Origin of the sequence: Pseudomonas fluorescens NCIMB 11764 (genome assembly GCF_000293885.2) — a bacterium.
GTDB classification, from domain to species: Bacteria; Pseudomonadota; Gammaproteobacteria; order Pseudomonadales; family Pseudomonadaceae; genus Aquipseudomonas; species Aquipseudomonas fluorescens_B.
In genome coordinates, this window is the sequence record NZ_CP010945.1 from 1510692 (window position 1) to 1535745 (window position 25054).

27 protein-coding genes and 1 tRNA gene are annotated in these 25054 nt (G+C 59.7%); 8 read left to right on the top strand and 20 right to left on the bottom strand.

Annotated elements, in window-relative coordinates:
- Nucleotides 1-11 precede the first annotated feature (11 nt).
- The 16 genes from B723_RS06980 to B723_RS07060 form a co-directional block, all read right to left on the bottom strand.
- Nucleotides 12-1805 (bottom strand): DUF927 domain-containing protein, encoded by a 1794-nt coding sequence (locus tag B723_RS06980; protein WP_017336040.1) that lies wholly within the window; start codon nucleotides 1803-1805, stop codon nucleotides 12-14.
- Nucleotides 1792-2673 (bottom strand): toprim domain-containing protein, encoded by an 882-nt coding sequence (locus B723_RS06985; RefSeq protein WP_017336041.1) that lies wholly within the window; start codon nucleotides 2671-2673, stop codon nucleotides 1792-1794. The genes B723_RS06980 and B723_RS06985 overlap by 14 nt, the downstream gene beginning before the upstream one ends.
- Nucleotides 2670-2891 (bottom strand): hypothetical protein, encoded by a 222-nt coding sequence (locus B723_RS06990; protein ID WP_017336042.1) that lies wholly within the window; start codon nucleotides 2889-2891, stop codon nucleotides 2670-2672. The genes B723_RS06985 and B723_RS06990 overlap by 4 nt, the downstream gene beginning before the upstream one ends.
- Nucleotides 2884-3159 carry a hypothetical protein gene (locus B723_RS06995; RefSeq protein ID WP_017336043.1) on the bottom strand — a complete coding sequence of 92 codons (276 nt, stop codon included), beginning with the start codon at nucleotides 3157-3159 and terminating at the stop codon, nucleotides 2884-2886. The genes B723_RS06990 and B723_RS06995 overlap by 8 nt, the downstream gene beginning before the upstream one ends.
- 20 nt (nucleotides 3160-3179) lie before the next feature.
- Nucleotides 3180-3704 carry a hypothetical protein gene (locus B723_RS07000; RefSeq protein WP_017336044.1) on the bottom strand — a complete coding sequence of 175 codons (525 nt, stop codon included), beginning with the start codon at nucleotides 3702-3704 and terminating at the stop codon, nucleotides 3180-3182.
- Entirely contained in the window at nucleotides 3701-3928 is a 228-nt protein-coding gene (locus tag B723_RS07005; protein ID WP_017336045.1) for a hypothetical protein, read from the bottom strand. Before B723_RS07005 ends, B723_RS07000 begins: the two co-directional genes overlap by 4 nt.
- 478 nt (nucleotides 3929-4406) lie before the next feature.
- Nucleotides 4407-4928, bottom strand: coding sequence for a Rha family transcriptional regulator (locus B723_RS07015; protein ID WP_017336046.1), 522 nt, complete (start codon nucleotides 4926-4928; stop codon nucleotides 4407-4409).
- On the bottom strand, nucleotides 4925-5305 hold the full coding sequence (locus tag B723_RS07020; protein ID WP_017336047.1) for a hypothetical protein: 381 nt from the start codon (nucleotides 5303-5305) through the stop codon (nucleotides 4925-4927). Before B723_RS07020 ends, B723_RS07015 begins: the two co-directional genes overlap by 4 nt.
- A gap of 1 nt (nucleotide 5306) precedes the next feature.
- Nucleotides 5307-5567 (bottom strand): helix-turn-helix transcriptional regulator, encoded by a 261-nt coding sequence (locus B723_RS07025; RefSeq protein WP_017336048.1) that lies wholly within the window; start codon nucleotides 5565-5567, stop codon nucleotides 5307-5309.
- 161 nt (nucleotides 5568-5728) lie between these two features.
- Nucleotides 5729-6739 (bottom strand): hypothetical protein, encoded by a 1011-nt coding sequence (locus B723_RS07030; protein WP_017336049.1) that lies wholly within the window; start codon nucleotides 6737-6739, stop codon nucleotides 5729-5731.
- A gap of 102 nt (nucleotides 6740-6841) precedes the next feature.
- Nucleotides 6842-8047 carry a tyrosine-type recombinase/integrase gene (locus B723_RS07035; RefSeq protein WP_017336050.1) on the bottom strand — a complete coding sequence of 402 codons (1206 nt, stop codon included), beginning with the start codon at nucleotides 8045-8047 and terminating at the stop codon, nucleotides 6842-6844.
- 209 nt (nucleotides 8048-8256) lie between these two features.
- Nucleotides 8257-8332 (bottom strand) — tRNA-Phe (locus B723_RS07040).
- A gap of 103 nt (nucleotides 8333-8435) precedes the next feature.
- Nucleotides 8436-8708 (bottom strand): oxidative damage protection protein, encoded by a 273-nt coding sequence (locus tag B723_RS07045; RefSeq protein ID WP_010464608.1) that lies wholly within the window; start codon nucleotides 8706-8708, stop codon nucleotides 8436-8438.
- Nucleotides 8705-9772: an A/G-specific adenine glycosylase gene (gene mutY / locus B723_RS07050; protein WP_017336051.1), complete on the bottom strand. Its 1068-nt coding sequence runs from the start codon at nucleotides 9770-9772 to the stop codon at nucleotides 8705-8707. Before mutY ends, B723_RS07045 begins: the two co-directional genes overlap by 4 nt.
- Nucleotides 9769-11994: an AsmA family protein gene (locus tag B723_RS07055; RefSeq protein WP_017336052.1), complete on the bottom strand. Its 2226-nt coding sequence runs from the start codon at nucleotides 11992-11994 to the stop codon at nucleotides 9769-9771. Before B723_RS07055 ends, mutY begins: the two co-directional genes overlap by 4 nt.
- 77 nt (nucleotides 11995-12071) lie before the next feature.
- Nucleotides 12072-12476 carry an acetyl-CoA sensor PanZ family protein gene (locus B723_RS07060; RefSeq protein ID WP_017336053.1) on the bottom strand — a complete coding sequence of 135 codons (405 nt, stop codon included), beginning with the start codon at nucleotides 12474-12476 and terminating at the stop codon, nucleotides 12072-12074.
- Between the two features lie 221 nt (nucleotides 12477-12697).
- On the opposite strand from B723_RS07060, the gene B723_RS07065 reads away from it, so the two are divergent.
- The 8 genes from B723_RS07065 to B723_RS07100 all read left to right on the top strand — a co-directional run bounded on the left by B723_RS07065 (nucleotide 12698) and on the right by B723_RS07100 (nucleotide 19683).
- Nucleotides 12698-14362 carry an OFA family MFS transporter gene (locus B723_RS07065; protein ID WP_017336054.1) on the top strand — a complete coding sequence of 555 codons (1665 nt, stop codon included), beginning with the start codon at nucleotides 12698-12700 and terminating at the stop codon, nucleotides 14360-14362.
- A gap of 306 nt (nucleotides 14363-14668) precedes the next feature.
- Nucleotides 14669-15631 (top strand): IS110 family transposase, encoded by a 963-nt coding sequence (locus B723_RS07070; protein WP_017341458.1) that lies wholly within the window; start codon nucleotides 14669-14671, stop codon nucleotides 15629-15631.
- A gap of 168 nt (nucleotides 15632-15799) precedes the next feature.
- A complete protein-coding gene (gene hisB / locus B723_RS07075) occupies nucleotides 15800-16393 on the top strand; it encodes an imidazoleglycerol-phosphate dehydratase HisB (protein ID WP_003218037.1) in 594 nt (197 codons plus the stop codon).
- Nucleotides 16393-17031 carry an imidazole glycerol phosphate synthase subunit HisH gene (gene hisH, locus B723_RS07080; RefSeq protein WP_017336055.1) on the top strand — a complete coding sequence of 213 codons (639 nt, stop codon included), beginning with the start codon at nucleotides 16393-16395 and terminating at the stop codon, nucleotides 17029-17031. Before hisB ends, hisH begins: the two co-directional genes overlap by 1 nt.
- Nucleotides 17032-17289, top strand: a complete 258-nt coding sequence (locus B723_RS07085; RefSeq protein WP_008005317.1) for a DUF2164 domain-containing protein — start codon at nucleotides 17032-17034, stop codon at nucleotides 17287-17289. It begins immediately after the preceding gene.
- 42 nt (nucleotides 17290-17331) lie between these two features.
- Nucleotides 17332-18069, top strand: coding sequence for a 1-(5-phosphoribosyl)-5-[(5-phosphoribosylamino)methylideneamino]imidazole-4-carboxamide isomerase (gene hisA, locus B723_RS07090; RefSeq protein WP_017336056.1), 738 nt, complete (start codon nucleotides 17332-17334; stop codon nucleotides 18067-18069).
- 9 nt (nucleotides 18070-18078) lie between these two features.
- Nucleotides 18079-18849 carry an imidazole glycerol phosphate synthase subunit HisF gene (gene hisF / locus B723_RS07095; protein ID WP_007897430.1) on the top strand — a complete coding sequence of 257 codons (771 nt, stop codon included), beginning with the start codon at nucleotides 18079-18081 and terminating at the stop codon, nucleotides 18847-18849.
- Between the two features lie 78 nt (nucleotides 18850-18927).
- The gene (locus B723_RS07100; protein ID WP_017336057.1) at nucleotides 18928-19683 is read left to right on the top strand and encodes a substrate-binding periplasmic protein; all 756 of its coding nucleotides are present in this window, start codon (nucleotides 18928-18930) and stop codon (nucleotides 19681-19683) included.
- A gap of 127 nt (nucleotides 19684-19810) precedes the next feature.
- Here B723_RS07100 and B723_RS07105 read toward each other — a convergent pair whose 3' ends face one another.
- The 4 genes from B723_RS07105 to gpmI all read right to left on the bottom strand — a co-directional run bounded on the left by B723_RS07105 (nucleotide 19811) and on the right by gpmI (nucleotide 24994).
- Nucleotides 19811-20575 carry a divergent polysaccharide deacetylase family protein gene (locus B723_RS07105; RefSeq protein WP_017336058.1) on the bottom strand — a complete coding sequence of 255 codons (765 nt, stop codon included), beginning with the start codon at nucleotides 20573-20575 and terminating at the stop codon, nucleotides 19811-19813.
- A 1-nt stretch (nucleotide 20576) separates the two neighbouring features.
- Nucleotides 20577-21896 (bottom strand): S41 family peptidase, encoded by a 1320-nt coding sequence (locus tag B723_RS07110; protein ID WP_017336059.1) that lies wholly within the window; start codon nucleotides 21894-21896, stop codon nucleotides 20577-20579.
- A gap of 34 nt (nucleotides 21897-21930) precedes the next feature.
- The gene (locus tag B723_RS07115; protein ID WP_017336060.1) at nucleotides 21931-23223 is read right to left on the bottom strand and encodes a murein hydrolase activator EnvC family protein; all 1293 of its coding nucleotides are present in this window, start codon (nucleotides 23221-23223) and stop codon (nucleotides 21931-21933) included.
- 241 nt (nucleotides 23224-23464) lie between these two features.
- Entirely contained in the window at nucleotides 23465-24994 is a 1530-nt protein-coding gene (gene gpmI / locus B723_RS07120) for a 2,3-bisphosphoglycerate-independent phosphoglycerate mutase (RefSeq protein WP_017336061.1), read from the bottom strand.
- Nucleotides 24995-25054 lie beyond the last annotated feature (60 nt).

Consider the following 25054-nt stretch of genomic DNA (forward strand, 5'->3'; position numbering starts at 1 on the left):
TTGAGGGATGTTCATGCTCCACCGCCTTCACGATCGATGCTCTCTGGATCGATCACGTAGAGACGCGCCTGGCCACCACCTGGGAGTCGGTAGTTTTTGGTTTTGCGTTCGGTGTTATGGCAGGCGAGAACGTTGGCTCCCTCCAGTGCCTTGATAATGCGATTCAGGCCATAGCCATTAGCAGCCTCAATAAGCGCCGGCTTGTTGAAGAGGTACAGCCGATTGGTGCCGACCAGCTCCCAGTAACCCGCACGATTGAACACTTTGGTGTCAGGTACTTGGTCGTCGACGTCGGAAAAGCGACTGCTGCCGTGGCGGTCGATGAAGTCATGAATGCCGGCTAGGATCTGGCGATCTTCGGCATTGCCGCTGCCAACTCGACTGAGCCATTCGCCATACAATAAACGGCAGTCGGCAAGGGCTGTACCAGGCTCCCAAGGTAGAAGGCCGTAAGCGGTCGCCATCTCGCCGGCGAGCGCGATCACAGCGAACCGGTCTGCGACACGACCGGCTTGGGCATTGTCTTCTACAAAGCTGGCGCGAATCCCGGCGAAGTCCTTCAGCAGTCCTGGTCGGTCATCGCTGGCGAGCAGCTTCTCGACGAACGCAGGCCCAAGGTGTCCATGGTGGGCGCCGACGGAAACGGTGAGTTGCCGGTGGAAGTCCGCGCCCTCAAGTCCGTGCAATTCATCAAAGGCCCGGTGCGTGCGAGTGCCGGCGTTCACATCGACCATGCGCAATTCAGCACCAGCATGGGCGGCATTGCCAGAAATGGCCGCGTGTTCGGAAAGCGAGCGTTCGCCGCTGGACAGGGTTAGGAGGCGCCAGCTCAGTTTGGCGCGCCCCTCACGCTCACGGGTCATGGTCCCCTTACCTTGGCCGTTGGCGAGGGAGTAGGCCATTTCCTGTACTCGCTTGGGGTCGGCGCGCTTGATCTCGTCCAGCGGCAGGATGGTGTCGTTACGGCTAGACGCCTCGATCTCAAGCCCGCCCTTGGTCATGTCCCAGCTGGCAGCGAACACGCCCGGGTCGCCCCATACCGACGAGCCGATCAGTTGCGCCAGCGACTTGCCGCTCGAGCTGTCGCCCACAAGGTGAACACCTCCACCCAGCACGCCGACTAGGCTCAGCAGGGGGCCGGCCAATGAGCAGCCGATCGCCAACGTCAGTACCGGGTTGCCAGCACACTTGGCGGCCACCTCCGACTGCCACAGCGCCAGCTCGCCGCGTCGACTGAATAACACCTGAGCCTTGTTGCTGGCCTGGTACCGCACATTGGCACTGCCGATCGTCCGCCCGGGGAGAACGAACGCCCCCGACTCATGCCAGCCCGGCCGGCTGGTGGTGGCAAATACTTCTGCAGGTTGCTGATCGAGCAGGTACTCCATGAACGTGCCGCGCTTCTTGAGCGCAATGATGACGCCCATGCCGAACAACGCGCGCCTGGCGTCCTCTCCGCTGCCGCCGAACACTTCCATGGCAATGATCCATTCCTTTATCCCGCCCTCGGTCACCAGGCGGAGCAGCCGCCCCTCGCTGCCGTCGTCACTGTTGGTGGTGCGAGCCAATACCGTGACAGGACTGGAGATCCATTCATCTGTGATAGGTCGATCGCCGACATCGCTTTCAGCGTCGTCCTGATCGGCCGAGGAGCGCTTAAAGCTGTGCCAGTAAACGCCCGGGCGAAGCTTGCGGCCTCTCTCATTGGTCACCCAGTGCTCGTACACGGCCCAGCAGGGACGATCGGGCGCAATGGTCGCGGCTTCTGGCCGAAGGTTGATCACGTTTGTGTCAGGCTTGGCCATTGGCGAGCTTCCAATTTGCGAGGTCGTTGAAGTCAGTGAGGTCATTGGGCGCATCTTCTGGCCAATCAGGGAAAGCCACTTGGCCGCCTACTGCCGCCGCGGCTGCGTTCGCCGCTGTACGTCCTGGGTTGCCGTCAGTGAGCCGGTCATCGTCGCCGGCGATAACGATCGGCTGGCGCGGGTAGCGGGAGCGAAGGCCCATTGCCGTCGGGATCAGGTTGCCCGCGTTCATGGCAGCGGCGACAACATAGCCGCCGTGTTGGTGGAGGCTGGCGCCCGTCGCCCATCCTTCGCAGATGCAGAGCACGGAACCGGGCTCGATGATGCCTAGCGGCGAGTACGTGCCCTTCACGCGGCCGCCAGGCAAGAAACGCTTGGCGCCGTCCGGGGCAATTCTCTGCAGATTGACCAGGCGACCATCGAGGTACAGCGGTACCAGCAGATCAGCGCCACGCTGGCGCAGGCTGTGGGAACGAACTCCTTTGGCGGCGAGATAGGGGTGATCGGGTGCGGCGCGACGTGCGTTGCGCCACCAGCGGTTGGCCAGCTCAGCGGCCTGCTGCTGGCGCCGGTGCTGCTCGGCTTCGCGTTGGCGTCGGGCCTGATCAACTCGCTCGCGGATCTGCGCGGCCTCCTGAGCGTCCACCGGTTCGCGATTACACCAGGTGCTGGCGCCACCGGATTTCCAGCTACCGAACGCGCCCGAGGCAATGCCGTCCAGGTACAGGACGTACCAGCCGTTGAGCGTACCGACCTTGTCGTCTGGCACGCGGAAACGATGAATCGCACCGTCAGGCTCTGGGAGCCAATCAAGCGGCCCATATACCGACTGGAGCGCGTCACGGAAAAGGATCGTGGTGTCTGTCATGCCGCACCCTCCGGCTCGTAACGCGCCAGCACGCTGCCGATCTGCTTAACGATCGCATCGGATTGCTTGCGGCTGTGTTCGCTCGTCGCGCTGTCACGCAGTTTCACCAGATCGCTGAAGGCACCGATCAGCAGCGCGCGCCCGAAGTCGTCCATGTGCGGCGGCACGTCGTCGCGGACGATGCTGGTGAGTGGATCGAACTGGATCACATCACCCATGGTTGGCGCTCCCAGCAAAGACCCGGCAAACCCGGCCATTGTTCACGGCGTGCCAGTGCGTGATGTCGTCGATTGAATCGACCAAGCAGGCCGTCACTGCGGCTTCAGCACTACGCATCACGATGCGGCCAGCTTCCGCGTCAGCCTCAGTCAGGAAGGGCCCAAGCAACGCTTTCAGCGCTTTCGGATGGGTCACATAAAACAGCTCTGTGGCTTTTTTCGGGCAAGCCGATCCCGTTGACGCTGGCGCGCCATTTTGAATCTTCATGTGCTTAAACCTTTATCGAATCAGCAATTCACGGGAGTCAGCGACGCTGTGCGCTGGCGAGAATCTGGTCGTGGCCCCTCAGGCACCCGAAGCTGCGTCGCCAAGTGGCGAACATGTGGTTGGCCAAACAGCATCTGGTTGACCTTGGCCGCTTTGTCAGACCACCGCTCATGGTCCGGGCCGTGACCTATGCGGTTAGTCGCAACCCATTCCGGCAGCTGTTTACGCGCCCGCATTTCATTGAGCATGGTCCACCAGGTCAGATAACGGGTGCGCTCCAACTCCATCAGGTCAATGAGACTCTGATACTCAAAGGCGCATGGCCGAAGGTCGTCTCCCGGTCGAATTTCGTCGATGCCAAACAGCGCATGATTGACGATGCTTCTTTCGAGCATCGACTCTTCATAGTCGGTATCACTACCAACTACTTTGGTGCGAACCCACTCTGGCAGCTGGTTGGAGATGCGCAATTGATTGAGGACACTCCACCACGAAGATGCGTGCTCGCGCTCGGCGAAGAGCGAAGACAAAAGCTGGCGGTTCATCTTTCACCCCCTTGCGCGGCGATCGCGTCGTCGAGGAGTTCTGCCCAGGCCATGGCGGTGTGCTGGGCCATCACGGCGGCGACGCGGGCGACAAGGATTGGCGTGGAGGGTGAGGCGATGATGGCAAGCGCCAGACTCAGCAGTACAAGGATGTCTTGCACGTCACGCAACTCGTTAAGTGGACTGTCGGCGGACGATGCGGAGGATTGGATGGGGTAAGTCATACGGCACCCCCTACAGTTTCCAAGGTCCGGACAATGGCCATGTGGGCGTTGTAGCGGGCGAGACGGACGGACAAGGGAGAGTTTGCGCGAAGAGCGATCAGAGCCATGTGGCGGTGAGCAAAGGCGCGAATTACGGACGGAAAGAGGGCGTGTTTCATGGGTGTAGCTCCGCTTACTTCATTGGAGCCACTCCTATCTGCCGCCAAGCAGGGAAGGGTGGCGAATTGCACAGGATTGGCGGACCGGGGTAAACGGAACCCGGCGCACCCGAAGGTGCTCCTGCGCAACCCGCCATAACACGAGAATGCGGGCACAAAAAAAGCGCCTGCAATCGTAATAGGGGCGCTGTTGCGCCGTTTACTTTTCGACCCGCCAAGGTCGTTGTCAGCAATGTGACAGGGCAAACCATACCGGCGGGCGTGACTGCTGGCAAGAGAAGTTATAGACCACTCATCGTGGGGCATGAGCAAGGCATTCATCATGGGCGCACGTCCTCCAGATCGAGTGGAAGCTTGAGTTGCTCCCTCAGGTGGGCGACGTGCTGGTAAACGCTAGGCTTGTCATAACGCCAATGAGCAAGGCGGCGACCACTGCTGCTAGCCTCCTTTTTTCGGGCCTCCAGCGTCTGGCAGGCGTGGCCGTAACGGGCCTCGCGAAACGCCATGATTAGATCAGCCTTCAGCTCTACGACACGATCAGTGTTGCGAGACAACGCCAGCAGGAAGAACGCTTGATCCTCATTCAGCAGGGCAAACTTCAGGTGCTTAACGCCGCGAGACTCCAGCGTTTTCACTGCCTCCGTTTGAAACGGAAGAAGTCCAAACTCTTTGAACTTGCCAAGGTAACGCTCGATCAGCTCTACGGTGTTCTTGTGTTGATTGCCCAGCTGTTCGGCGAGCTGCCGGCTATCCACTCGGGGCTCGCCTTTGAATTGAGCCAGGGTAATGTCGGATTTACCGATATTACTTTCGCCCATCGGCGTGATGATCTCGGCCGTCATGCCGCCACCTTCTGGCGTTTCGCCGCACGGTTGAACATCAGCGCCAGCACCTTGTCGGCTTGGTCGTGCGCGCTTTCCAGCAGGCGGTAACGGGTACAGTCGCAAGGCTCGCCCCAGTTGTTGGGCGACTTCTCAGGGATGTGCTCAAAGGTCAGGCTGTAGCTGTTTTCGAGAACGGGGATGGTCGAGTTTAGGCAGGTGTCGCCAACCCACTTCGGCGCCTCAAACCGATTGAGCGTGCCAAAGTGGCGGAAGTACACCAGGGCGCGGGCAATCTTGGTGGGTGCCGTTTCCAGCAGTACGGCAGGGCTGGGGCTGGTGGTAGTATTGCCTTGCGACAGGCTGCGTTTCTCTTCGGGGATCGTGGCCTTTTTCATTTCAGGCCACCGCTCGGCTTTCGGCGATGCGGTCATTCATCCAGCCGTAAATTTCATCTTCGACCCAGACCACGCACTTCGGCCCGAGCATTACTTGCTTCGGGAAGTTGTCGGCGGCAATGCGGCGGTAGATCTCGGTACAGGAAAGGCCTGTGATGCCTTCCACTGTCTGGCGCTTGATGAAGCGGATTGCTGGCTTGTCGCCGGGGACAAGTACCGCTTGCTTGACTGGTGTTCGGATGGGATGGGTAGTGGCTGTCATCGTATAGTCGCTCCGGGGCGTTTTGGGTAATCGACGATGACAATGCTGGCGATTTAGGTTTAGGCGTAACAGGTAACAGGTGGGAGTAAACCTGTCACAGGTAGCTCAATTTGGTGCGACGGTAAAGTCTACAACTCAGGCTAGACGAGGGCTGCAACCGGTCACCCCTTTTTCAATGGTCTAGCGATGGCGCCGCCTTTTTTGCGACCTGCCCCAGTCAATGCCATGACGAATAACCGTACTTTTATTGCTGGTGGGGTGACCCCTCTCGCCTTGAACCACCTGGTAACGGTCTCGCTCCAGCCAACAGTGGGGGCGGTTGTTCCGTTCTGCGTGATCTCGCACCAGCACTCAACAATTAATCGGCCATCAGGTGGCGAAATTTGATTGTCGTGGTTCATGAACTCGGCAAGCCCCATAACCTGCTCAAGCTGCTCCTCCATGCGGATGCTTTCATCTTCAGCTTTGAGCCTGGCCCGGCGTTCGATGCTAAGTTCCCGGCGCACCAATTCCAGCGTGTCCATGAGTTCTTGGTTTTGAGCTGTCGTTGTATGGATTTGGGCTGAAAGGCCTACCACCTTTTGTTCTGCCCTTTCCCGGGCGACTCGGTGTTCGTCCAGTTGTTCGCTGGCGGTTTTTTCACCGTCGCGGCGCAACTGCGCTTGTTGCGTTTTGAGAACTATCGAGGAATTGCTTGGTATGACGGATTGAGGCGGGAAGGTTGTTGCAGCAGAGCCATTAACTGCCATCGAAAACGACAAGCTGTCGTTTGCCGGTTGAGCAAACCCAGTTGCCAGCTCGGCACGGACGGTCGCCTCGTCAACAAGTCGCTCAATCCATTTACGCCATATTAGGACGTTAGCGGCTGATATCGGGCCCGAGTTGGTTGAGATAGTTGCGTTAGCTCTGCCGGTGCTGGCAGCGGTGAAGTAGTCGGCCAGCGCGCCATGGGTGATGTGAGTATTCCTGTCGGAACGCCCGCCCGAAAAGATGCTCGCATGTAGAGACTGAATTGGCTGGTCTAACGGTGCCAACGTCTCGAGTGTCGCGGCGAGTTCGGAGGCCAAGAGACGGGGGTTCAGATGGTGACCTGACGCCCAGTCAGAATAGACCCCGTCGAGCCTTATACGCCCGAAAGGTTCTAACTTCTCGTCTCCACCAGATCCCGACATCTGCCAAGCTCATATATGACGGCTGTACGAATGTACAGCGATAGCCATTATGTTATCAGCAAAGCCCAACCACTCCCAACCGAGCGCGCGCACACTAGGAAACTATGCCTTGCGCTTGATGCTAACCACGTTGGCGCCGGCGCATAGGGCGTCTATCGAATCGGCCCAAGCTTGCATCATTTCCCGGCGCTGTTCGACATAGGCCGCATGGTTGTAAGTGCCGCGAATCTCGTCGCTGTCCCCGTGAGCAAGCTGGCGCTCAATCCAATCCTTGTTGTACCCGCGCCCGTTCAGCTCAGTGCTGAGCAAGTGGCGGAACCCGTGGCCCGTCTGCCTGTTTTCGTATCCGGCCAACCGCAAAGCCTTGTTGATGGTGTTTTCGCTCATAGGGCGTTCGGGATTGGCGCCAGCAAAGACCAGCGAGTAACGACCGGTGATTTCGTGGAGCTGGCGGAGGATGGCGACGGCTTGACGGGGCAGAGGGACTATATGCGGGCGGCGGGCTTTCATGCGGGCGGCGGGAATCGTCCAGGTGGCGGCGTCTAGATTGAACTCAGACCATGGCGCTTGGCGTAACTCACCAGGGCGAACCGCTGTCAGCGTCAGCAGTTTTATGGCCTGCCGGGTCAGGGAGTGGATGTTCGCGTCGTCGACCTTGCCCAGCAGCTCGGGCAATTCAGCAAAGGTGACGTGCGGGTGATGGCGAGCGGCTTTGGTGGGCGCAGCGACCACGTTTAAGTCAGTGGCCGGATTGATCTCGACGACACCTCTTGCCAGGCCAAAACGAAATATCTGGTGTAGCCATTGGCGAATCTTGCCAGCGGCATTAAGCGTGCCCCTAGCCTCGACTGTGCGCACCAGTTCGACCAGCTCGGGACGAGTAATGGCTTTTATCGGGCGCGCACCTATGCCGGGGATGATGTCGTTATCCAGATACAACTTGGTTTTGTAGGCCGTTGCCTCTGCCCACCGTGGCGAGCTGTAGTCGTACCACTCCCACACCAGCGTCTCGAAAGTCAGCCCTTCGACCTTCTGAGCCTGTTTGGCGGCTTTCTTGTGTTCGCCGGGGTCGGTGCCTTCCGTCAGCAGTTGGCGGGCCTCATCGCGTAGCTGGCGGGCCTTCAGCAAAGTGACAGCAGGGTATTTGCCCAGCGCCAGCATTTTTGCGTTGCCGTTAAAACGGTAGCGGTACCGCCATAGCTTGGTGCCTGTCGGTGCCACTTCCAAACATAACCCGTTGGCATCCGTCAGCCGGTAAAGCTTGTCCTTCGGCTTGGCGGTACGGATGGTGGTATCTGAGAGTGGCAAAGCAGCCTCCTTGTAGGCCGCACCAGACGGGCATTTTGCCGCCGTGGTGTGAGTAGATTCCTAGACCGAACTGGATCTACTCACGAATCTACTCACATGTGTTTGGGCTTACAAGGGAATGGTGGGGAACCATAGATAACAAAAAACCCGCACTAGGCGGGTTCTCTGTGAGCTTTCAGGTGTTGTTGGTACCACCTGAAAACGAAAGGTGGTGCCCAGAGACGGAATCGAACCGCCGACACGGGGATTTTCAATCCCCTGCTCTACCGACTGAGCTATCTGGGCAACGGGGCGCATTAAACTGGTTTTTCGGAGGGTCGTCAAGAAAGTTTTCAAAAAAATTTTAATTATTACCGTCGCTTACGTTCCGACCCTCGAAAAAACGGAATTATTCAGCCGGCGGAACGTAGCCGTCAGCCTTGGCGTATTCCTCGCCGGAGAAGTACTTGTCCATCTCGCCCTGAAGGTATTTGCGGTCTTCGGCGTTCATCATGTTCAGGCGTTTTTCGTTGATCAGCAGGGTCTGGTGTTTCTGCCAGTCGGCCCAGGCCTTGGCCGAGACGTGGTCAAAAATGTCCTGGCCTTTTGCGCCCGGGAATGGCGCGCGCTCCAGGGCGGGCAGTTCTTCTTTGTACTTGCGGCACATGATGGTGCGGGTCATGACGACTCTCCTGCGTTCAATACGGCGGCCGCGCGTTCGAGCAAGGTTTTGACCGGGGCGGCAAGGCCCAGGCGCGGCGGGGTGGCGAGGTTATACCAGAGCCAGTCGGCCTCGGCCACGTGATGGCCGGCCTCCTGGACCTGAACCAGCCAGGGTTCGATGGATAACTGAAAATGGCTGAAGGTGTGCACCAGGCTCGGCAGCGCCTGTTGGCTGCCCAGCTCCAGCGAGTGCTGCGAAGCCAGATGCTGCAGGTCATCGAGGTCGTCGAGTTCCGGCAAGCTCCAGAGACCGCCCCACAAGCCTGTGGAGGGGCGGCGGTAAAGCAGAATCGCACCCTCGTCGTTGGCGAGCATCGGCATCAGCGTGCGCTTCTGTGGCACGGCTTTGCGCGGTTTGGGGATCGGGTAGCGGGTTTCCAGGCCGAGCATGTGTGCTTCGCAGCCCTTTTCCAGCGGGCAGAGCAGGCAGCTCGGTTTGCTGCGGGTGCAAAGCGTGGCGCCCAGATCCATCATCGCCTGGGTGTAGGCGTTGACCCGATCATGGGGCGTGAAGCGCTCAGCGTTCGCCCACAGCTGTTTGGCGACCTTTGGCTCGCCGGGATAACCCTCTTGCGCTGTAAACCGCGCCAGCACCCGTTTGACGTTGCCATCGAGGATCGGTGCCCGCAGGCCCATGCTCAGGCTGGCGATGGCGCCCGCCGTGGACAGGCCGATCCCCGGCAACTCAACCAGCTTTTCCACATCCCGCGGAAACTCGCCGCCGTACTCGGCAACGACGATCTTTGCGGTTTTCTGCAAATTGCGCGCGCGGGTGTAGTAACCGAGGCCGGTCCACAGGTGCAGCACTTCATCTTCCGGCGCAGCGGCCAGCGCTTCGACCGTCGGCAGCGAGGCCATGAAACGGTCGAAGTAATTCAGCACGGTGCTGACCTGGGTCTGCTGCAGCATGATTTCCGAGACCCACACCCGATACGGTGTGATGCCTTGTTGCCAAGGCAAGTCGTGGCGGCCGTGGCGGTCGTACCAGTCCAGCACCGCCGATGAAAACTGCTCGGATCTCATCGCTTGAACAGCCCCTTCAATGCGTTTTTCAGCTCAGGGCTGACCTTGTCGCCCAGCTTCTCGTCGATCTTTTCGCTGATCTTGTCGCCGGCCATTTTGGTGGCGACCTGGCCCATGCGTTCATTGTCGAGGCGGCAAGCCTTGGCGCCGAGTTCCAGCGGGCCGCGGCAGCGCAACGGCCATTCGATGCCGACGAATTTGTCTCCGACCTGACAGGCTGGATCCGGCATGGCGCTGGTGTCGCCTTCGACGATGATGCCCACGCGGTAATCCATGCCCAGCACCCGCAGGTCGACGTCGCCGTCACCCTTAACGGTCATGCCCGGAATACGCACTTTCAGGTCCGGGTTGCTGGCCACGCCATTGCGGAAAGTCAGGTTGCCCTTGAGTTCCTGGAACGGTGTGTCCTTGCCTCGCGGTTCGCCGCTGAGGGTTTTGCGGTTGAGCGTGGCGATGCCTTTGCACAGTTGCTGTTCGAGGTTGGCATTGAGCAGCACGCCGTTGTTGATGACGAAACTGGCGTTGCCGTTGAGGGTTTCGATCAGCGCTTTCTGGCTGTTGCCGTTGCCGGTCAGGTTGCTGTCGAGCGTGACCAGGCCTTTGACCGGCGGATTTTTACCCTGGCTTTCGAGGATTTTTTCCACAGGCACTTTGCGGATGCTCGTCTGCATGTTCAGCGCCGGTGTCTGTTGGCGCACATCGAGGGTGCCCTTGGATTCGAAGGTGCCGTCGTACAGGACGCCGCGCAGATTCTCGAGGGTCAGCAGGCCTTCCTTGCCTTTGGCCTTGAGCGCCGCGTTCTGGATCGGCAGTTTCTGGAGGGTCAACTGGCCAAAGGTCAGGTCAGCGTCCACGTCGAGTTTGCTCAGGCGCTCCACCGGCAACAGGCGCTCGCTGCTCCACGCGTCTTTGGTGGGCTTGTCCGGCAGCGGCGTGCTACCTGCGCCGGCCATGGCGTCGGCTTCGGTGCTGGCGACTTCAGCCTTGCGCACTTGGGTTGCGCTGTCGGCTTCGGCGGATTTTGGCGGCAGGTAGCGGTCGACGTTGAACGTGTCGGCCTTGAGGGCCGCTCGCAGCGATTGCCTGGCGAAGTCTTCGACGGCAATGCGGCCGGTGAAGGTACTGTCGTCGACTTTCAGGTTGATGCTGTCGAACACCACGCTGGTCGGCGTACCGGCAACGCGACTGACCAGTTCGACTTTGCTCAGGCTACCCACCGCCATGGCCGGGAGTGTCTGGCCGATGCTGTCGACGAACTTCGCAAGGTCGAACTGGGCAATCGAAATGCCGCCGTTGATTTGCGGTGTCTTGTCGAGGTCGTTGACCTTCAGCTCGCCCAGTGCGCGCAGCTGGTTGGCAGAAATCTTGATGCCGGTCCATTCGGCGACGTTTGCCGCTTTATCCAGCAACAACTGCCCTTGGGCGGCGAAAGTCACGGTTTTGCCTTGCAGCGGATCGCCGGCGACTTCACCGGACAGCTTCATATCTTCGAATTTGTAGCGTTGCAGGGCGCGCTCGAAACGCAGCTCGCCACTGAGTTCGGTACGCACCCGCAGAACCGGCTGGTTGGTGCCGAGGAACGCGGTGAGTTTGACCGGGATGTTGGTGGAATCGTGAACCGGCCCAGTGCTCAGCTGGATGCTTTCGGCGCTGAACTGCTTGCCGGTCTTCTCGTCGCTGTATTCAACGCGGGCGTTATTGACGGTCAGACTGTCGATGTCCAGGCGAATCGGTTGCGCCGGTTTTTCCACCTGGACGGTGGTTTCCGGTGCAGGTTTGCCGGGAGTGACGGGAGGCGCAGTCGGATCGGCAGTCGTGGGAGCCTTGCCGATGTCTTCCCAGTTGCCGTGGCCATCCTTGTCACGGTTAAGGCGCAGGTTCAGGCCTTCAACGCGAACATCGCTCATCTGCACTTCACGGCGCAGCAGTGGCAGCACGCGCACCGACAGGCCGAGCATCTGCAAGTCAGCGAACGGTTCAGTGGGCTTGGCCAGGGTCGCGACACTGGCTTCGTGCAATTCCAGGCCGAGCCACGGGAACAGGCTCCAGCCGATATCGCCATTGAGCGTCAGCTCGATGTGGGCCTTGTCGCGGGCAATCTGGCGGATCTCGTCTTTATAGTCGTTGGGATCGAAGAGGTGGGTCAGGGCAAAGCCCAGCGCCACAATGATCAGCAACAGCCCGAGAAGTACCAGACCCAGGATTTTGCCGAACGCTTTCATGGGCGAGTCCTTGTAGTTAGTCGAATTCGAATATAGCCGGGGAGTATAGCGCCCCGAAGCGGACGACCGGTCAGCGATCAGTCCGGCAGTGTATCCAGCGGCACTTTCAACTTGGCCGCCAGGGCTTGTGCCTCAAGGTGCCCGGCAGGCGCCAGCAGGCGTAATGTCGCGCCCGATTGGGACGCCATTGCCTGGGCTTCGTTCACCAGCCGTTCAGCTACCCCGCGACGACGGGTGATTTTTCTCACGCATAGCTGGGAAAGATGCCAGACGTCCTGGTGCCTTTGCAGGCGTGCGGCCCCCAACAGGCGATCGTTGAAACGCCCGCCGATCAGCGAACCGTCCCGCAGGCAGCCTTCAATCAACTGCACATCGCCGGCGAACGGGGCGAACAGCCAGTCGGGCGCGTCACGGTAGATTTTCTGTAGATCCTGCTGATCCTGATAGGTGGCTCCGTTCAGCAGCTCGACGATGATAGGCATGGCGGTTCCTTCAGTGGTACGAGAACAGACGACTTTAGAAAAGGTGATATCAGTTTGGTTTTTCTGTCACGTGCAAATGGTAACCTCTGCCAGTTCGTCCGTCCTTCTGCGACGTGATGTCGCACCAAAATGGAGCTTCACCTTAAAAACAGTCATGCGTGCGCATAAGGCTGGGGGGTGAAGAGTGCTGGCGAACCATACTAATAATTGGGGGATACACAATGACCACGAGCATCACGGCGGACGGCCTCAACGCCGACCAGCCCTCGTTCCTGTCCAAGGAGCGCATCATCGCCAAGCCCGGTTTCAACCGCTGGCTGGTACCACCGGCCGCGTTGGCCATCCACCTCTGCATCGGCATGGCTTACGGCTTTTCGGTGTTCTGGCTGCCGCTGTCAAAGGCACTGGGCGTGACCAAGGCAGTGGCTTGCGCGCCGGACATGAGCTTCATCTCGCAGGTTTTCTCATCGCAATGCGACTGGCCGATCTCGATGCTCGGCTGGATCTACACCCTGTTCTTCATCTTCCTCGGCTGTTCCGCAGCGATCTGGGGCGGCTGGCTGGAGCACGCCGGGCCGCGCAAGGCTGGCGTTGTGTCGGCTCTGTGCTGGTGTGGTGGCCTGCTGATTTCGGCGTTGGGCGTGTACACGCACCAGATCTGGCTGATGTGGATCGGCTCCGGGGTCATTGGCGGTATCGGCCTGGGCCTGGGTTACATCTCGCCCGTTTCGACCCTGATCAAGTGGTTCCCGGACAAGCGCGGCATGGCGACCGGCATGGCGATCATGGGTTTCGGTGGCGGCGCGATGGTTGGTGCTCCGCTGGCGGCGGCTTTGATGGGTCACTTCGCATCGGCAGAAAGCGTGGGCGTGTGGCAGAGCTTCCTGGTGATGGCCGCGATCTACTTCGTGTTCATGATTGGCGGCGCACTGTCCTACCGCGTTCCGCCAACCGGCTGGAAGCCTGAAGGCTGGACCGCTCCGGCGAAGAAAGCTTCGAACGCGATGATCACCCATCGTCACGTGCACGTGAATGTGGCGTGGAAAACCCCGCAATTCCGTCTGGTGTGGCTGGTGCTGTGCCTGAACGTATCCGCCGGTATCGGCATCCTCGGCATGGCTTCGCCACTGTTGCAGGAAGTGTTCGCAGGCAAATTGCTGGGCACTGACCAGACGTTTGGTCAGCTGGACGCCGGGCAACTGGCCTCGATCGCGGCGATTGCTGCCGGTTTCACCGGTTTGCTGAGCCTGTTCAACATTGGCGGCCGGTTCTTCTGGGCGTCGTTCTCGGACTACCTGGGCCGCAAAAACACTTACTTTGTGTTCTTCGCTCTCGGTTTCGCGCTGTACGCGCTGATCCCGAACCTCGGTCATCTGGGCAACGTTGCGCTGTTCGTGGCGGCGTTCTGCGTCATCCTGTCGATGTACGGCGGTGGTTTCGCGACGGTGCCGGCTTACCTGGCAGACCTGTTCGGTACGCAAATGGTCGGCGCGATCCACGGTCGTCTGCTGACGGCATGGGCGGCGGCAGGCGTGCTGGGTCCGGTGTTGGTGAACTATCTGCGTGAATATCAACTGAGCATCGGCGTTGAACGCGCCGCGGCCTATGACATCACCTTGTACATCCTCGCGGGCCTGTTGGTGCTGGGTTTCATCTGCAACCTGCTGGTGCGTCCGGTCGCCGATAAATACTTCATGACCGACGCTGAACTGGCCGCCGAACAGGCGCTGGGCCATGACAAGGGCGCTGACGCCAGCACTGTGCTGGAGTGGAAAGCGGCGCCGGGCACCAAGCCGTTGGCGATTGCTGCGTGGCTGGTGGTGGGGATTCCGTTGGCGTGGGGTGTCTGGGTGACCCTGCAGAAGACTGCAGTGCTGTTCCACTAAGTAAACGGCAAGCGCATCACCCCTGTGGGAGCGAGCCTGCTCGCGATAGCGGTCTGACAGTCGACAGAGATGTTGAATGTCATGGCCTCATCGCGAGCAGGCTCGCTTGTATGTTTAGACTTGAAGGGGTGGGTGGGACTAAAGCTCGTCATCTGACTCTGACCAGTACAGACCGTGGGAGACTTCGTCCCACCCCTTCACCTAATGCGCCGATAAGGAATGCATCGGCTCGGACCGACGATAGAAACAAGCCAGCGCAACGGTGAACCCCGTCAAGTATCTAAACCCTAGCTCGGAGGGTGTGCCATGACAATCCTGGATTCGCAGGTGGTCGTCGGTGTGGATGTGGCGAAGGACGAGATCGTTATCTATCGATCCGACCTGGAAAAGACCCTAAATATCGCGAACAAGCGATCAACCTTGAAGCAATGGCTCAAGACGCTGCCAGCGCACAGCGCTATCGCGCTAGAAGCGACCAATATCTATCACCTTGATACAACGGAAATGGCCCATGAAATGGGCCATGACGTTTACGTCATCGATGGCAGTCGCCTCAACAAATACCGCGATGGAATAGGCATGAGGGCGAAAACAGATACGTTGGATGCCGAGCTGCTGGCCCGTTACTTGAGCCGCGAATCCGACAGATTGAGGATCTGGAATCCGCCACCGAAGGCTTACACACAAATGAAAAGCCTGCTTCGCCGTCGGGCTCAGTTGGTCCGGGCCTGTGTTGCACTCAAGCAGAGCTGGAAAAACGAATCCTTGCTGAAAGAGCACTTCAACCAGCTTCTGGCCGCCATTGCCCAGTTCGAAAAGATGATTCAGAAAACGCTCAAGGAAATTGCTGAGGAAGGTGGGATTGATGATCAGGTGAAGCGTTGCCAGGCCATCGAGGGCGTAGGGCTCCTGACGGCCACCGCAGCGGCCACTGCTTTTATGCGTGGGGAATTTGCCAACAGCGACGAGTACGTCGCCTTCCTCGGCATGGATCCGCGTGTGAGGCAGTCAGGACAAAAGGATCAAAAGCGCCGACTCTCTAAACGAGGGGACTCGGAGTTCCGGCGCTTGTTTCACAATAGCGCTATGGCTGCCAGCCGTTCGCCGACCTGGAAGCCGTACTACGAACGCTATCTGGCCAGAGGTCTAAAAGGCACTCAGGCCTTGGTTATCCTGGCACGCAAGCTGGCCAGAGTGATGTTTGCCCTGATGAAAAACCAAACCGAATACAAGCCAAATTCTATGTTTGGGTGTTCCCCCCAAACATAGAATCTCCCACATTTGTTTTGTATTCCGTCCGATTGGCTTGTATGGACATGTCTATCCCCGGCACGCCCGGATTCACTCCGTCAGTGATATCACCTCCCGTGTTTCTGTTTCCCGCCCGCGCCCCTATAATGGCTGCCTTTTTCGCCCAATGATTTTGCGGAGCTGGTGATGGCCGAACGTAAGGCGTCAGTCGAGCGCGACACTCTGGAAACCCAGATCAAAGCCTCGATCAACCTGGATGGCACCGGAAAGGCCCGATTTGATATCGGTGTTCCTTTTCTTGAGCACATGCTGGACCAGATCGCCCGTCACGGGCTGATCGACCTGGATATCGTCAGCAAGGGTGACCTGCATATCGACGACCACCACACCGTGGAAGACGTCGGTATCACCTTGGGTCAGGCCTTTGCCAAAGCCATCGGCGACAAGAAAGGCATCCGTCGCTACGGCCATGCCTACGTGCCGCTCGATGAAGCGCTGTCGCGCGTGGTGATCGACTTCTCCGGCCGTCCAGGCCTGCAGATGCATGTTCCCTATACCCGCGCCACCGTTGGCGGTTTCGACGTTGACCTGTTCCAGGAATTCTTCCAGGGCTTCGTCAACCATGCGCTGGTCAGCCTGCACATCGACAACCTGCGTGGCACCAACACCCACCACCAGATCGAAACCGTGTTCAAGGCATTCGGCCGCGCCCTGCGCATGGCCGTAGAGCTCGATGACCGCATGGCCGGTCAGATGCCGTCGACCAAAGGCGTTCTGTAATGCAGACGGTCGCGGTTATCGATTACGGCATGGGCAACCTGCACTCGGTGGCCAAGGCCCTCGAGCACGTCGGTGCCGGCAAGGTCCTGATCACCAGCGATGCCGACGTGATTCGCGAAGCCGACCGGGTGGTTTTTCCCGGCGTCGGCGCGATTCGCGATTGCATGGCGGAAATCCGTCGCCTGGGCTTCGATTCGCTGGTGCGTGAAGTCAGCCAGGACCGTCCGTTCCTCGGCATCTGCGTCGGCATGCAAGCCTTGCTCGACAGCAGCGAAGAGAACGACGGCGTCGAATGCATCGGCCTGTTCCCGGGCGCGGTGAAGTTCTTCGGCAAAGACCTGCATGAAGACGGCGAACACCTGAAGGTCCCGCACATGGGCTGGAACGAAGTGAAGCAGACGATCTCGCATCCGCTGTGGCACAACATTCCGGACCTGGCGCGTTTCTACTTCGTGCACAGCTACTACATCGCTGCCGGCAATGCGCGGCAGGTGGTGGGTGGCGGGCACTACGGTGTCGATTTCGCTGCGGCGCTGGCCGATGGCTCGCGTTTCGCCGTGCAGTTCCACCCGGAGAAGAGCCATACCCATGGCCTGCAATTGCTGCAGAACTTCGCTGCGTGGGATGGTCGCTGGTAAATGGCCGTCAAGAAGAAGCCGCCGATCCTGACCCTCACTCCCGAACAGGAGAGCGAGGCCAATCACAAGATCAAACGCTTCATGGAGGATCGCTTCGAACTGGACCTGGGTTCGTTCGAGGCGGCCGAAATTCTTGAGCTGTTTACTCGCGAAATTGCTCCGCACTATTACAACAGGGCGATTTTCGATGTGCAGACGCACCTCAAAGAGAGGTTCGAAAGCATCGAAAGCGACCTGTGGGCGCTCGAGAAAAACTGATTTTCGAGCGAAGCTGAACAATCGAATTTGAAGGTTTGCCAGATGCTGATTATTCCCGCTATCGATCTCAAGGACGGTGCCTGTGTTCGTCTGCGCCAGGGCCGCATGGAAGATTCCACAGTGTTCTCCGATGACCCGGTGAGCATGGCTGCCAAGTGGGTGGAGGGCGGTTGCCGTCGTCTGCATCTGGTCGACCTGAACGGCGCCTTCGAAGGTCAGCCGGTCAACGGCGAAGTGGTCACGGCCATCGCCAAGCGCTACCCGAACCTGCCGATCCAGATCGGCGGCGGTATCCGCTCCCTGGAAACCATCGAGCACTACGTGAAAGCGGGCGTGAGCTACGTGATCATCGGCACCAAAGCCGTGAAAGATCCGGCTTTCGTGGCTGAAGCCTGCCGCGCGTTCCCGGGCAAGGTGATCGTCGGCCTGGACGCCAAGGACGGTTTTGTTGCCACCGACGGCTGGGCTGAAATCAGCACCGTTCAGGTCATTGACCTGGCCAAGCAATTTGAAGCCGACGGCGTGTCCGCGATCGTTTATACCGACATCGCCAAAGACGGCATGATGCAGGGCTGCAACGTACCGTTCACCGCAGCGCTGGCTGCTGCCACGCGCATTCCGGTGATCGCTTCCGGCGGTATCCACAATCTGGGTGACATCAAGTCGCTGCTCGACGCCAAGGCGCCAGGCATCATCGGCGCGATCACCGGCCGGGCGATCTACGAAGGCACCCTCGACGTCGCTGAAGCGCAAGCTTTCTGCGATTCGTACAAAGGCTGAGGACTGACCATGGCGCTGGCCAAACGCATCATCCCTTGCCTGGACGTGGACAACGGCCGGGTGGTCAAGGGCGTCAAGTTCGAGAACATTCGTGACGCCGGTGACCCGGTGGAAATCGCCCGTCGCTACGACGAGCAGGGTGCCGACGAGATTACCTTTCTCGACATCACCGCCAGTGTCGATGGTCGCGACACCACGTTGCACACCGTTGAACGCATGGCCAGCCAGGTGTTTATTCCGCTGACCGTGGGCGGTGGCGTGCGCACTGTGCAGGATATTCGCAATCTGCTGAATGCCGGCGCGGACAAGGTTTCGATCAACACCGCTGCGGTTTTCAATCCGGAATTCGTTGGCGAAGCGGCGCAGCATTTCGGTTCGCAATGCATCGTCGTCGCCATCGATGCCAAGAAGGTCTCCGGTCCGGGCGAAACCCCGCGCTGGGAAATCTTCACCCACGGCGGGCGCAAGCCAACCGGTCTCGACGCCGTCGAGTGGGCGAAGAAGATGGAAGGCCTGGGTGCCGGTGAAATCCTGCTGACCAGCATGGATCAGGACGGCATGAAAAATGGTTTCGACCTGGGCGTGACCCGCGCCATCAGCGATGCGCTGGGTATTCCGGTGATCGCCTCCGGCGGTGTCGGCAACCTGCAGCATTTGGCAGACGGTATTCTCGAAGGCCACGCCAGCGCGGTATTGGCGGCGAGTATTTTTCACTTCGGCGAATACACCGTGCAGGAAGCCAAGGCCTACATGGCTCATCGCGGCATCGTGATGCGCTAAACAAACCGATACAGGCCAGTGGACATCATGGCGGGCTCAGGGCACTCTTGGGCACGCCATGGATTTCGGTAGCCAGACATGCTCAAACGCCTTCTTCTTGCCCTCGCCAGTGCCTCTCTATTGCTTATCAATGGAGTGCACGCTGCAGAAAATCCTGACACCGACCTCGTGTTGCTGACGGAAAACTTCCCGCCTTACAACATGGCCAAGAACGGCAAGAACTTCGCTCAGGACGAGAACATCAACGGCATCGCCGTGGACATCGTCCGTGAGATGTTCAAGCGCGCCGACATTACCTACAGCCTGACGCTGCGTTTCCCTTGGGAGCGAATCTACAAGCTCGCCCTCGAGAAACCGGGTTATGGGGTGTTCGTGATGGCGCGGTTGCCGGACCGCGAAAAGCTCTTCAAATGGGTCGGCCCGATAGGCCCGGATGACTGGATCATGCTGGCCAAGGCGGACAGCAAAATCAGCCTGGAAACGCTGGAAGATGCGCGCAAATACAAGATTGGCGCGTACAAGGGCGATGCGATTGCCGAGACGCTGGCCAAGCAAGGGTTGAAGCCGATTGTCGTGCTGCGCGATCAGGACAACGCGAAGAAACTGACCAGCGGCCAAATCGACTTGTGGGCCACGGGTGACCCGGCCGGGCGATATCTGGCTCGACAGGACGGCGTGACCGGGCTCAAGACGGTACTGCGCTTCAACAGCGCCGAGTTGTACCTGGCGCTGAACAAAAACGTGCCAGATGAAACCGTCGCCAAGCTGCAGGCCGCGCTGGATAAATTACGCAAGGAAGGCGTGGTGGACGAGATCATGGCGCGGTATCTCTGATACCACCGTGTTCAAGTGTGGGAGCGAGCCTGCTCGCGATGAGGCAGTGTCAGTCAACATCACTGTTGGCTGATTCACCGCCATCGCGAGCAGGCTCGCTCCCACAGTGGTTTTGTGTTGTTGCGGATTAGCGGTACACGCCATCCTTGCCATGCGCAGCCGTCGCGCGATTGCTGCGCACGCTGATCATCTGCTTGATGTCGATCCACTCAATGCCCTGAGCCTTGAGCTTGGGCAGTTCCCTCTCCAGCACCGCCAGCGTCTGCGGATACGGATGCCCGATCATCACCGCCGAGCCTTGCTTGTGCGCCAAATTAATCGCCGTCTGCAACTGCGTGAAAATCGCCGCTTCCGTGCGCTCATCATCCAGAAACACATCCCGCGAAACACTCGCCAACCCGATCTTCTGCGCCTCGGCCGCCCCCACGGTTTGCGCGCTGGTTCGACTGTCGAGGAAGAACTTGTGCCGCCGCTGCAAATCCGCCATCAGCCAGGCCATGGCAGCGGTTTGAGCAGTCATCCGGCTGCCCATGTGATTGTTGATGCCCGCGGTGTAAGGCACGACCTTGAACGCTGCATTGAGGCGTTTTTCGAGTTCGTCGATGGGCAAGTCGGGATGCCAGGCGAACGGGCCCGTGGCTGGGTCCATGGGCATGTGCAGGATGACGATCTTGCCGGCGCGATGGGCTTCGCGGGCGAATTCGGTGGCGTGGGGCGTGTCGGGCATGATCGCGGTGGTTACCGGGCCGGGCAGGGCCAGCACGCGGCGATCCCGGGGCAGGTTCTGCCCCAGGTCATCGATGATCAGTGTGAGGTAGGCCTTTTGAGGGGCGGGCGCCGCGTGAGCAATACCCGCCAGGCACAGCAGACCGAGAGCCAGCCGCAGGCGCATCTCAGCGGCCGGAGGTGATGCTCAACCCTTTGAGCAGGCTCAAGGCCTGGGCCAACTGGTAATCATCATCCTGCGGCATTGCCTTGGCTTTGCCACTGGAGCCGGTCGGTTTGTCGGCGCCGCCGTTGCCATTGCCCAGGTGACCTTGCAGATCGGCTTCCTTGAAGTACTCGCCGTCCTGCTCGCTGGTGATCTTAGCCTTGCGTACTTCGATGTCCGGGACGATGCCCTGGGCCTGGATCGAGCGACCGTTCGGCGTGTAGTACAGCGCCGTGGTGATCTTCAGTGCGCGGTCGTTGTTCAGCGGCAGCACGGTTTGCACCGAACCTTTACCAAAACTGGTGGTGCCCATGATCACCGCGCGCTTCTGATCCTGCAGGGCGCCGGCAACAATTTCCGAGGCCGAGGCACTGCCGCCGTTGATCAGCGCAACCATTGGCACGGCTTCGCTTTCGTCCTTGCCGGTGGCGGAGAAGCGCAACTCGGAGTTGGCGATGCGGCCTTTGGTGTAAACGATCAGGCCTTTGGTGATGAAGTGGTCGACCACTTCCACCGCCGCCTGTAGCACGCCGCCCGGGTTGTTACGCAGGTCGAGGATGATGCCTTTGAGTTTCTTGCCGTTGTCCTTGCGCAACTTGGCCAGGGCCTTGGAGACTTCTTCGCCTGTCTTGACCTGGAACTGGGTGATACGGATGTAGCCGTAGCCGGACTCCAGCAACTGGCTCTTCACGCTCTTCACCTGAATGATGGCGCGGGCCAGGGTCACGTCGAACGGCGTGCCGCCATCGCGAACCAGGGTCAGGGTGATTTTCTGGCCGATCTTGCCGCGCATCTTGTCCACGGCTTCGGTCATGCTCTGGCCGCGAGTCGGCTGGCCGTTGATCTTGACGATGAAGTCGCCGGCCTGAATGCCAGCCTTGGAGGCCGGGGTGTCATCGATAGGCGAAACCACCTTGATGAAGCCGTCCTCGGCACCGACTTCGATGCCCAGGCCGCCGAATTCGCCGCTGGTGCTTTCCTGCAATTCAGCGAAGTCTTCCGGGCCCAGGTAGGCGGAGTGCGGATCGAGATTGCTGAGCATGCCCTTGATGGCGTTTTCCAGCAGGGTCTTGTCGTCCACCGGCTCGACATAGGCTGCCTTGATCCGATCCATGACCTCGGCAAAGGTGCGCAACTCTTCCAGCGGCAACGGCGCCTTGGTGGTCGCAGCAGTGCCCGCAGGCGCGACCGCCGGAGCCGGTTGAGCAGCGAACGCCAGAGGCGCGCCGATCACCAGGGCGATCGTCAGGGCCAGCGAGGTAAGACGGGACAAATGCAGCATGTCGAACGAACTCCTAATGTAGGTGACTCAACGCCTATCCTTGCGCGCGGCACCATTGCGCCGGATCACTCGGGTGACCCTGCTGACGAATAGCGAAATACAGCGCTGGTGTGTCCTGCCCGCCACTGCTGCCAACAGTGGAGATGGACTCACCGGCTTTTACCACGTCACCCGCAGACTTGAGCAGCGTCTGGTTGTGACCGTAAAGACTCAGGAAACCGTTGCCGTGGTCGAGAATCACCAACAGCCCCGCACCGCGCAACCAGTCGGCAAACACCACGCGTCCGCCATGCACGGCATGCACCTGGCTGCCGGCGGAGGCGCTGATCATCACGCCGTCCCACTTGGTTCGGGAGTCGTCGCCACGGGTTTCGCCAAAGCGTGCCAGCAGTCGACCATCAACCGGCCACGGAAGTTTGCCGCGAGTTGAAGCAAAAGGGCCGCCGAAGGTTTCGCCTGAACTGGAAACCAGCGCACCGGGTGTTGATTTAACGGGTTTGCGTGGGGCGTCGGTGGCATTTGCTTGAGCCTCGGCCTCACGTAAACGCTTTTTTTCGGCTTCCTGCTGGGCGATCAGCGCTTTTTGCCGCGCCTCTTCTGCCTCTCGAGCCTGGCGGGCCAGGGTTTCTTCAATGGTTTTAAGGACTTTAGACAGGTCCGCCTGATCCTGCTCGCGGGCGGCCAGCTTCTGGTCGCGAGCCTTTACGTCGTCACTCAGCTTGGCCAGGACTCGCTGGCGTTCCTGACGGACTTTGTCGAGTTCATCCCGCTGGCTGTCGAGGCTGCTCTTCTGCACCAGCAATTGCGCTTGCTGCAGGGAAATGTCCTTTTCGACATTGGCCAGTTGGCGCAGGGTTTCGTTGAAATTCTTCAGCTGCTCCAGGCGGGCCTGGCTCAGGTAGTCGTAATAGGTGAGGGTGCGGGCGAATTTTTCCGGGTTCTGCTGGTTGAGCAATAGCTTCAAGTACTCCTGACGGCCGTTCTGATAGGCCGCGCGGGCCTGAATGGCGATCAGTCGTTGCTGTTCAATGCGCGCGCTCTGGAGTTTTTTTTTCTCACCATCGAGACGCTGCAGCTCGGATTCGCTTTTCTTCAGCTCTTTTTGCAGGGCTTCGACCTGCTTCTCGAGCTTGCCCATCTCGGTCTCGGTGCCCTTGAGGTCTTTCTGCACACCGGATTTTTCTTCCTGGAGCTTGCCCAACAGTTTTTTCAGCTCGGCAATGTCCTGACGCGTGGCGTCCAACTGTTGTTGGGTTTGCGCGCGCTCGTCAGCAAAGGCCGGTTGGAGCAGGCAAGTCAGAGCAAGGGCTATCAGGACGCGAAGCATAGAGGCGGGTGATACCAGGGAAAGGGACGGCCTAGTATGCCCGCCCCACGCTGCAAAAAAAACGCCCAATTGGGGCTGTGTGATAACTGGAGCGGTGTTGCCTCTGAAAACACTCCAAAACCACTGTGGGAGCGAGCCTGCTCGCGATGGCGCCCTGACATTCAACAATGATGTTGGCTGTCAGATGGCTATCGCGAGCAGGCTCGCTCCCACAGGGTTTGGCGTCGTCAGATGGATCTGGTTACACCAGAATCGATGTGCCGGTCATTTCAGATGGTTTTTCCATCCCCAGCAGCATCAGCATCGTCGGCGCGACATCCGCCAGCACGCCGCCATCACGCACCTTGAAGTTCCGCTTGCCGACATAGATGAACGGCACTGGCTCGGTGGTGTGAGCAGTGTGTGCCTGGCCAGTGGAGGCATCGGACATTTGCTCGACGTTGCCGTGGTCGGCCGTAATCAGCGCTTCGCCGCCAACCTTGTCCAGCGCTTCGACGATACGGCCGACGCACAGGTCCAGGCATTCCACGGCTTTCACCGCGGCATCAAACACACCGCTGTGGCCAACCATGTCGCCGTTGGCGTAGTTGACCACGATCACATCGTAACGCTGGTTTTCGATGGCATCGACGATGCGGTCGGTGACTTCCGGCGCGCTCATTTCCGGCTGCAGGTCATAGGTGGCGACTTTCGGCGACGGGATCAGGATGCGCTCTTCACCCGGGAACGGTTCTTCACGACCGCCGGAGAAGAAGAAGGTCACGTGGGCATATTTCTCGGTTTCGGCGATGCGCAGCTGGGTCTTGCCGTTTTTTGCCAGGTAGTCACCGAGCACGTTGTCCAGACTGCCGGCGGCGAAGGCCGAAGGCGCAGGAATGCTGGCGGCGTATTGGGTGAGCATGACGAAACCGGCCAGTTTCGGCTGGCGTGCCCGCTCGAATTCCTTGAAATCGTCTTCGACGAACACGCGGGTCAGCTCGCGCGCGCGGTCGGCGCGGAAGTTCATGAACACCACGGCGTCGCCGTCTTCGACTTTCACCGGCTCACCGATGGAGGTGGCTTTGACGAATTCGTCGCTCTCGCCACGTTCGTACGCGGCTTGCAGGCCTTCCTGAGCGGTGGCGGCGTTGAATTCACCGTTGCCATCGACGATCAGATTGTAAGCCTGGGATACGCGGTCCCAGCGGTTGTCGCGGTCCATGGCGAAGTAACGGCCGATGATGCTGGCAATCCGGCCTTTGCCGAGGGCCTGGAAGGTCGCGTCGAGCAATTCGATGGACGACTGGGCGCTTTTCGGTGGCGTATCGCGGCCATCGAGGAAGGCGTGCAGGTAGATTTTCTCCGCGCCGCGCTTGTAGGCCAGTTCGGCCATGGCGACCAGGTGATCCTGGTGACTGTGCACGCCGCCATCGGACAGCAGGCCCATGAAGTGCACGGCTTTGCCGGCAGCTACGGCTTTATCCACCGCGGCGCAGATAGTCGGGTTCTCGAAAAACTCGCCGTCGCGGATCGATTTGGTCACGCGCGTAAAGTCCTGATACACAACACGGCCGGCACCGAGGTTCATGTGGCCGACTTCGGAGTTGCCCATCTGGCCATCCGGCAGACCGACGTCCATGCCACTGCCCGAGATCAGGCCGTTCGGCACGGTGGCCCACAAACGGTCCAGTACGGGCTTCTTGGCCGCAAACACGGCGTTGGACTCAGGGCTGTCACTGTGACCGAAGCCGTCGAGAATAATCAGGACCAAAGGTTTAGGCGTGGTAGTCATGGATTCCACTCGTGGCTGAGTTAAAAGAGGGCAATGGAAAAGGGAGTGGCAGTTTAAAGC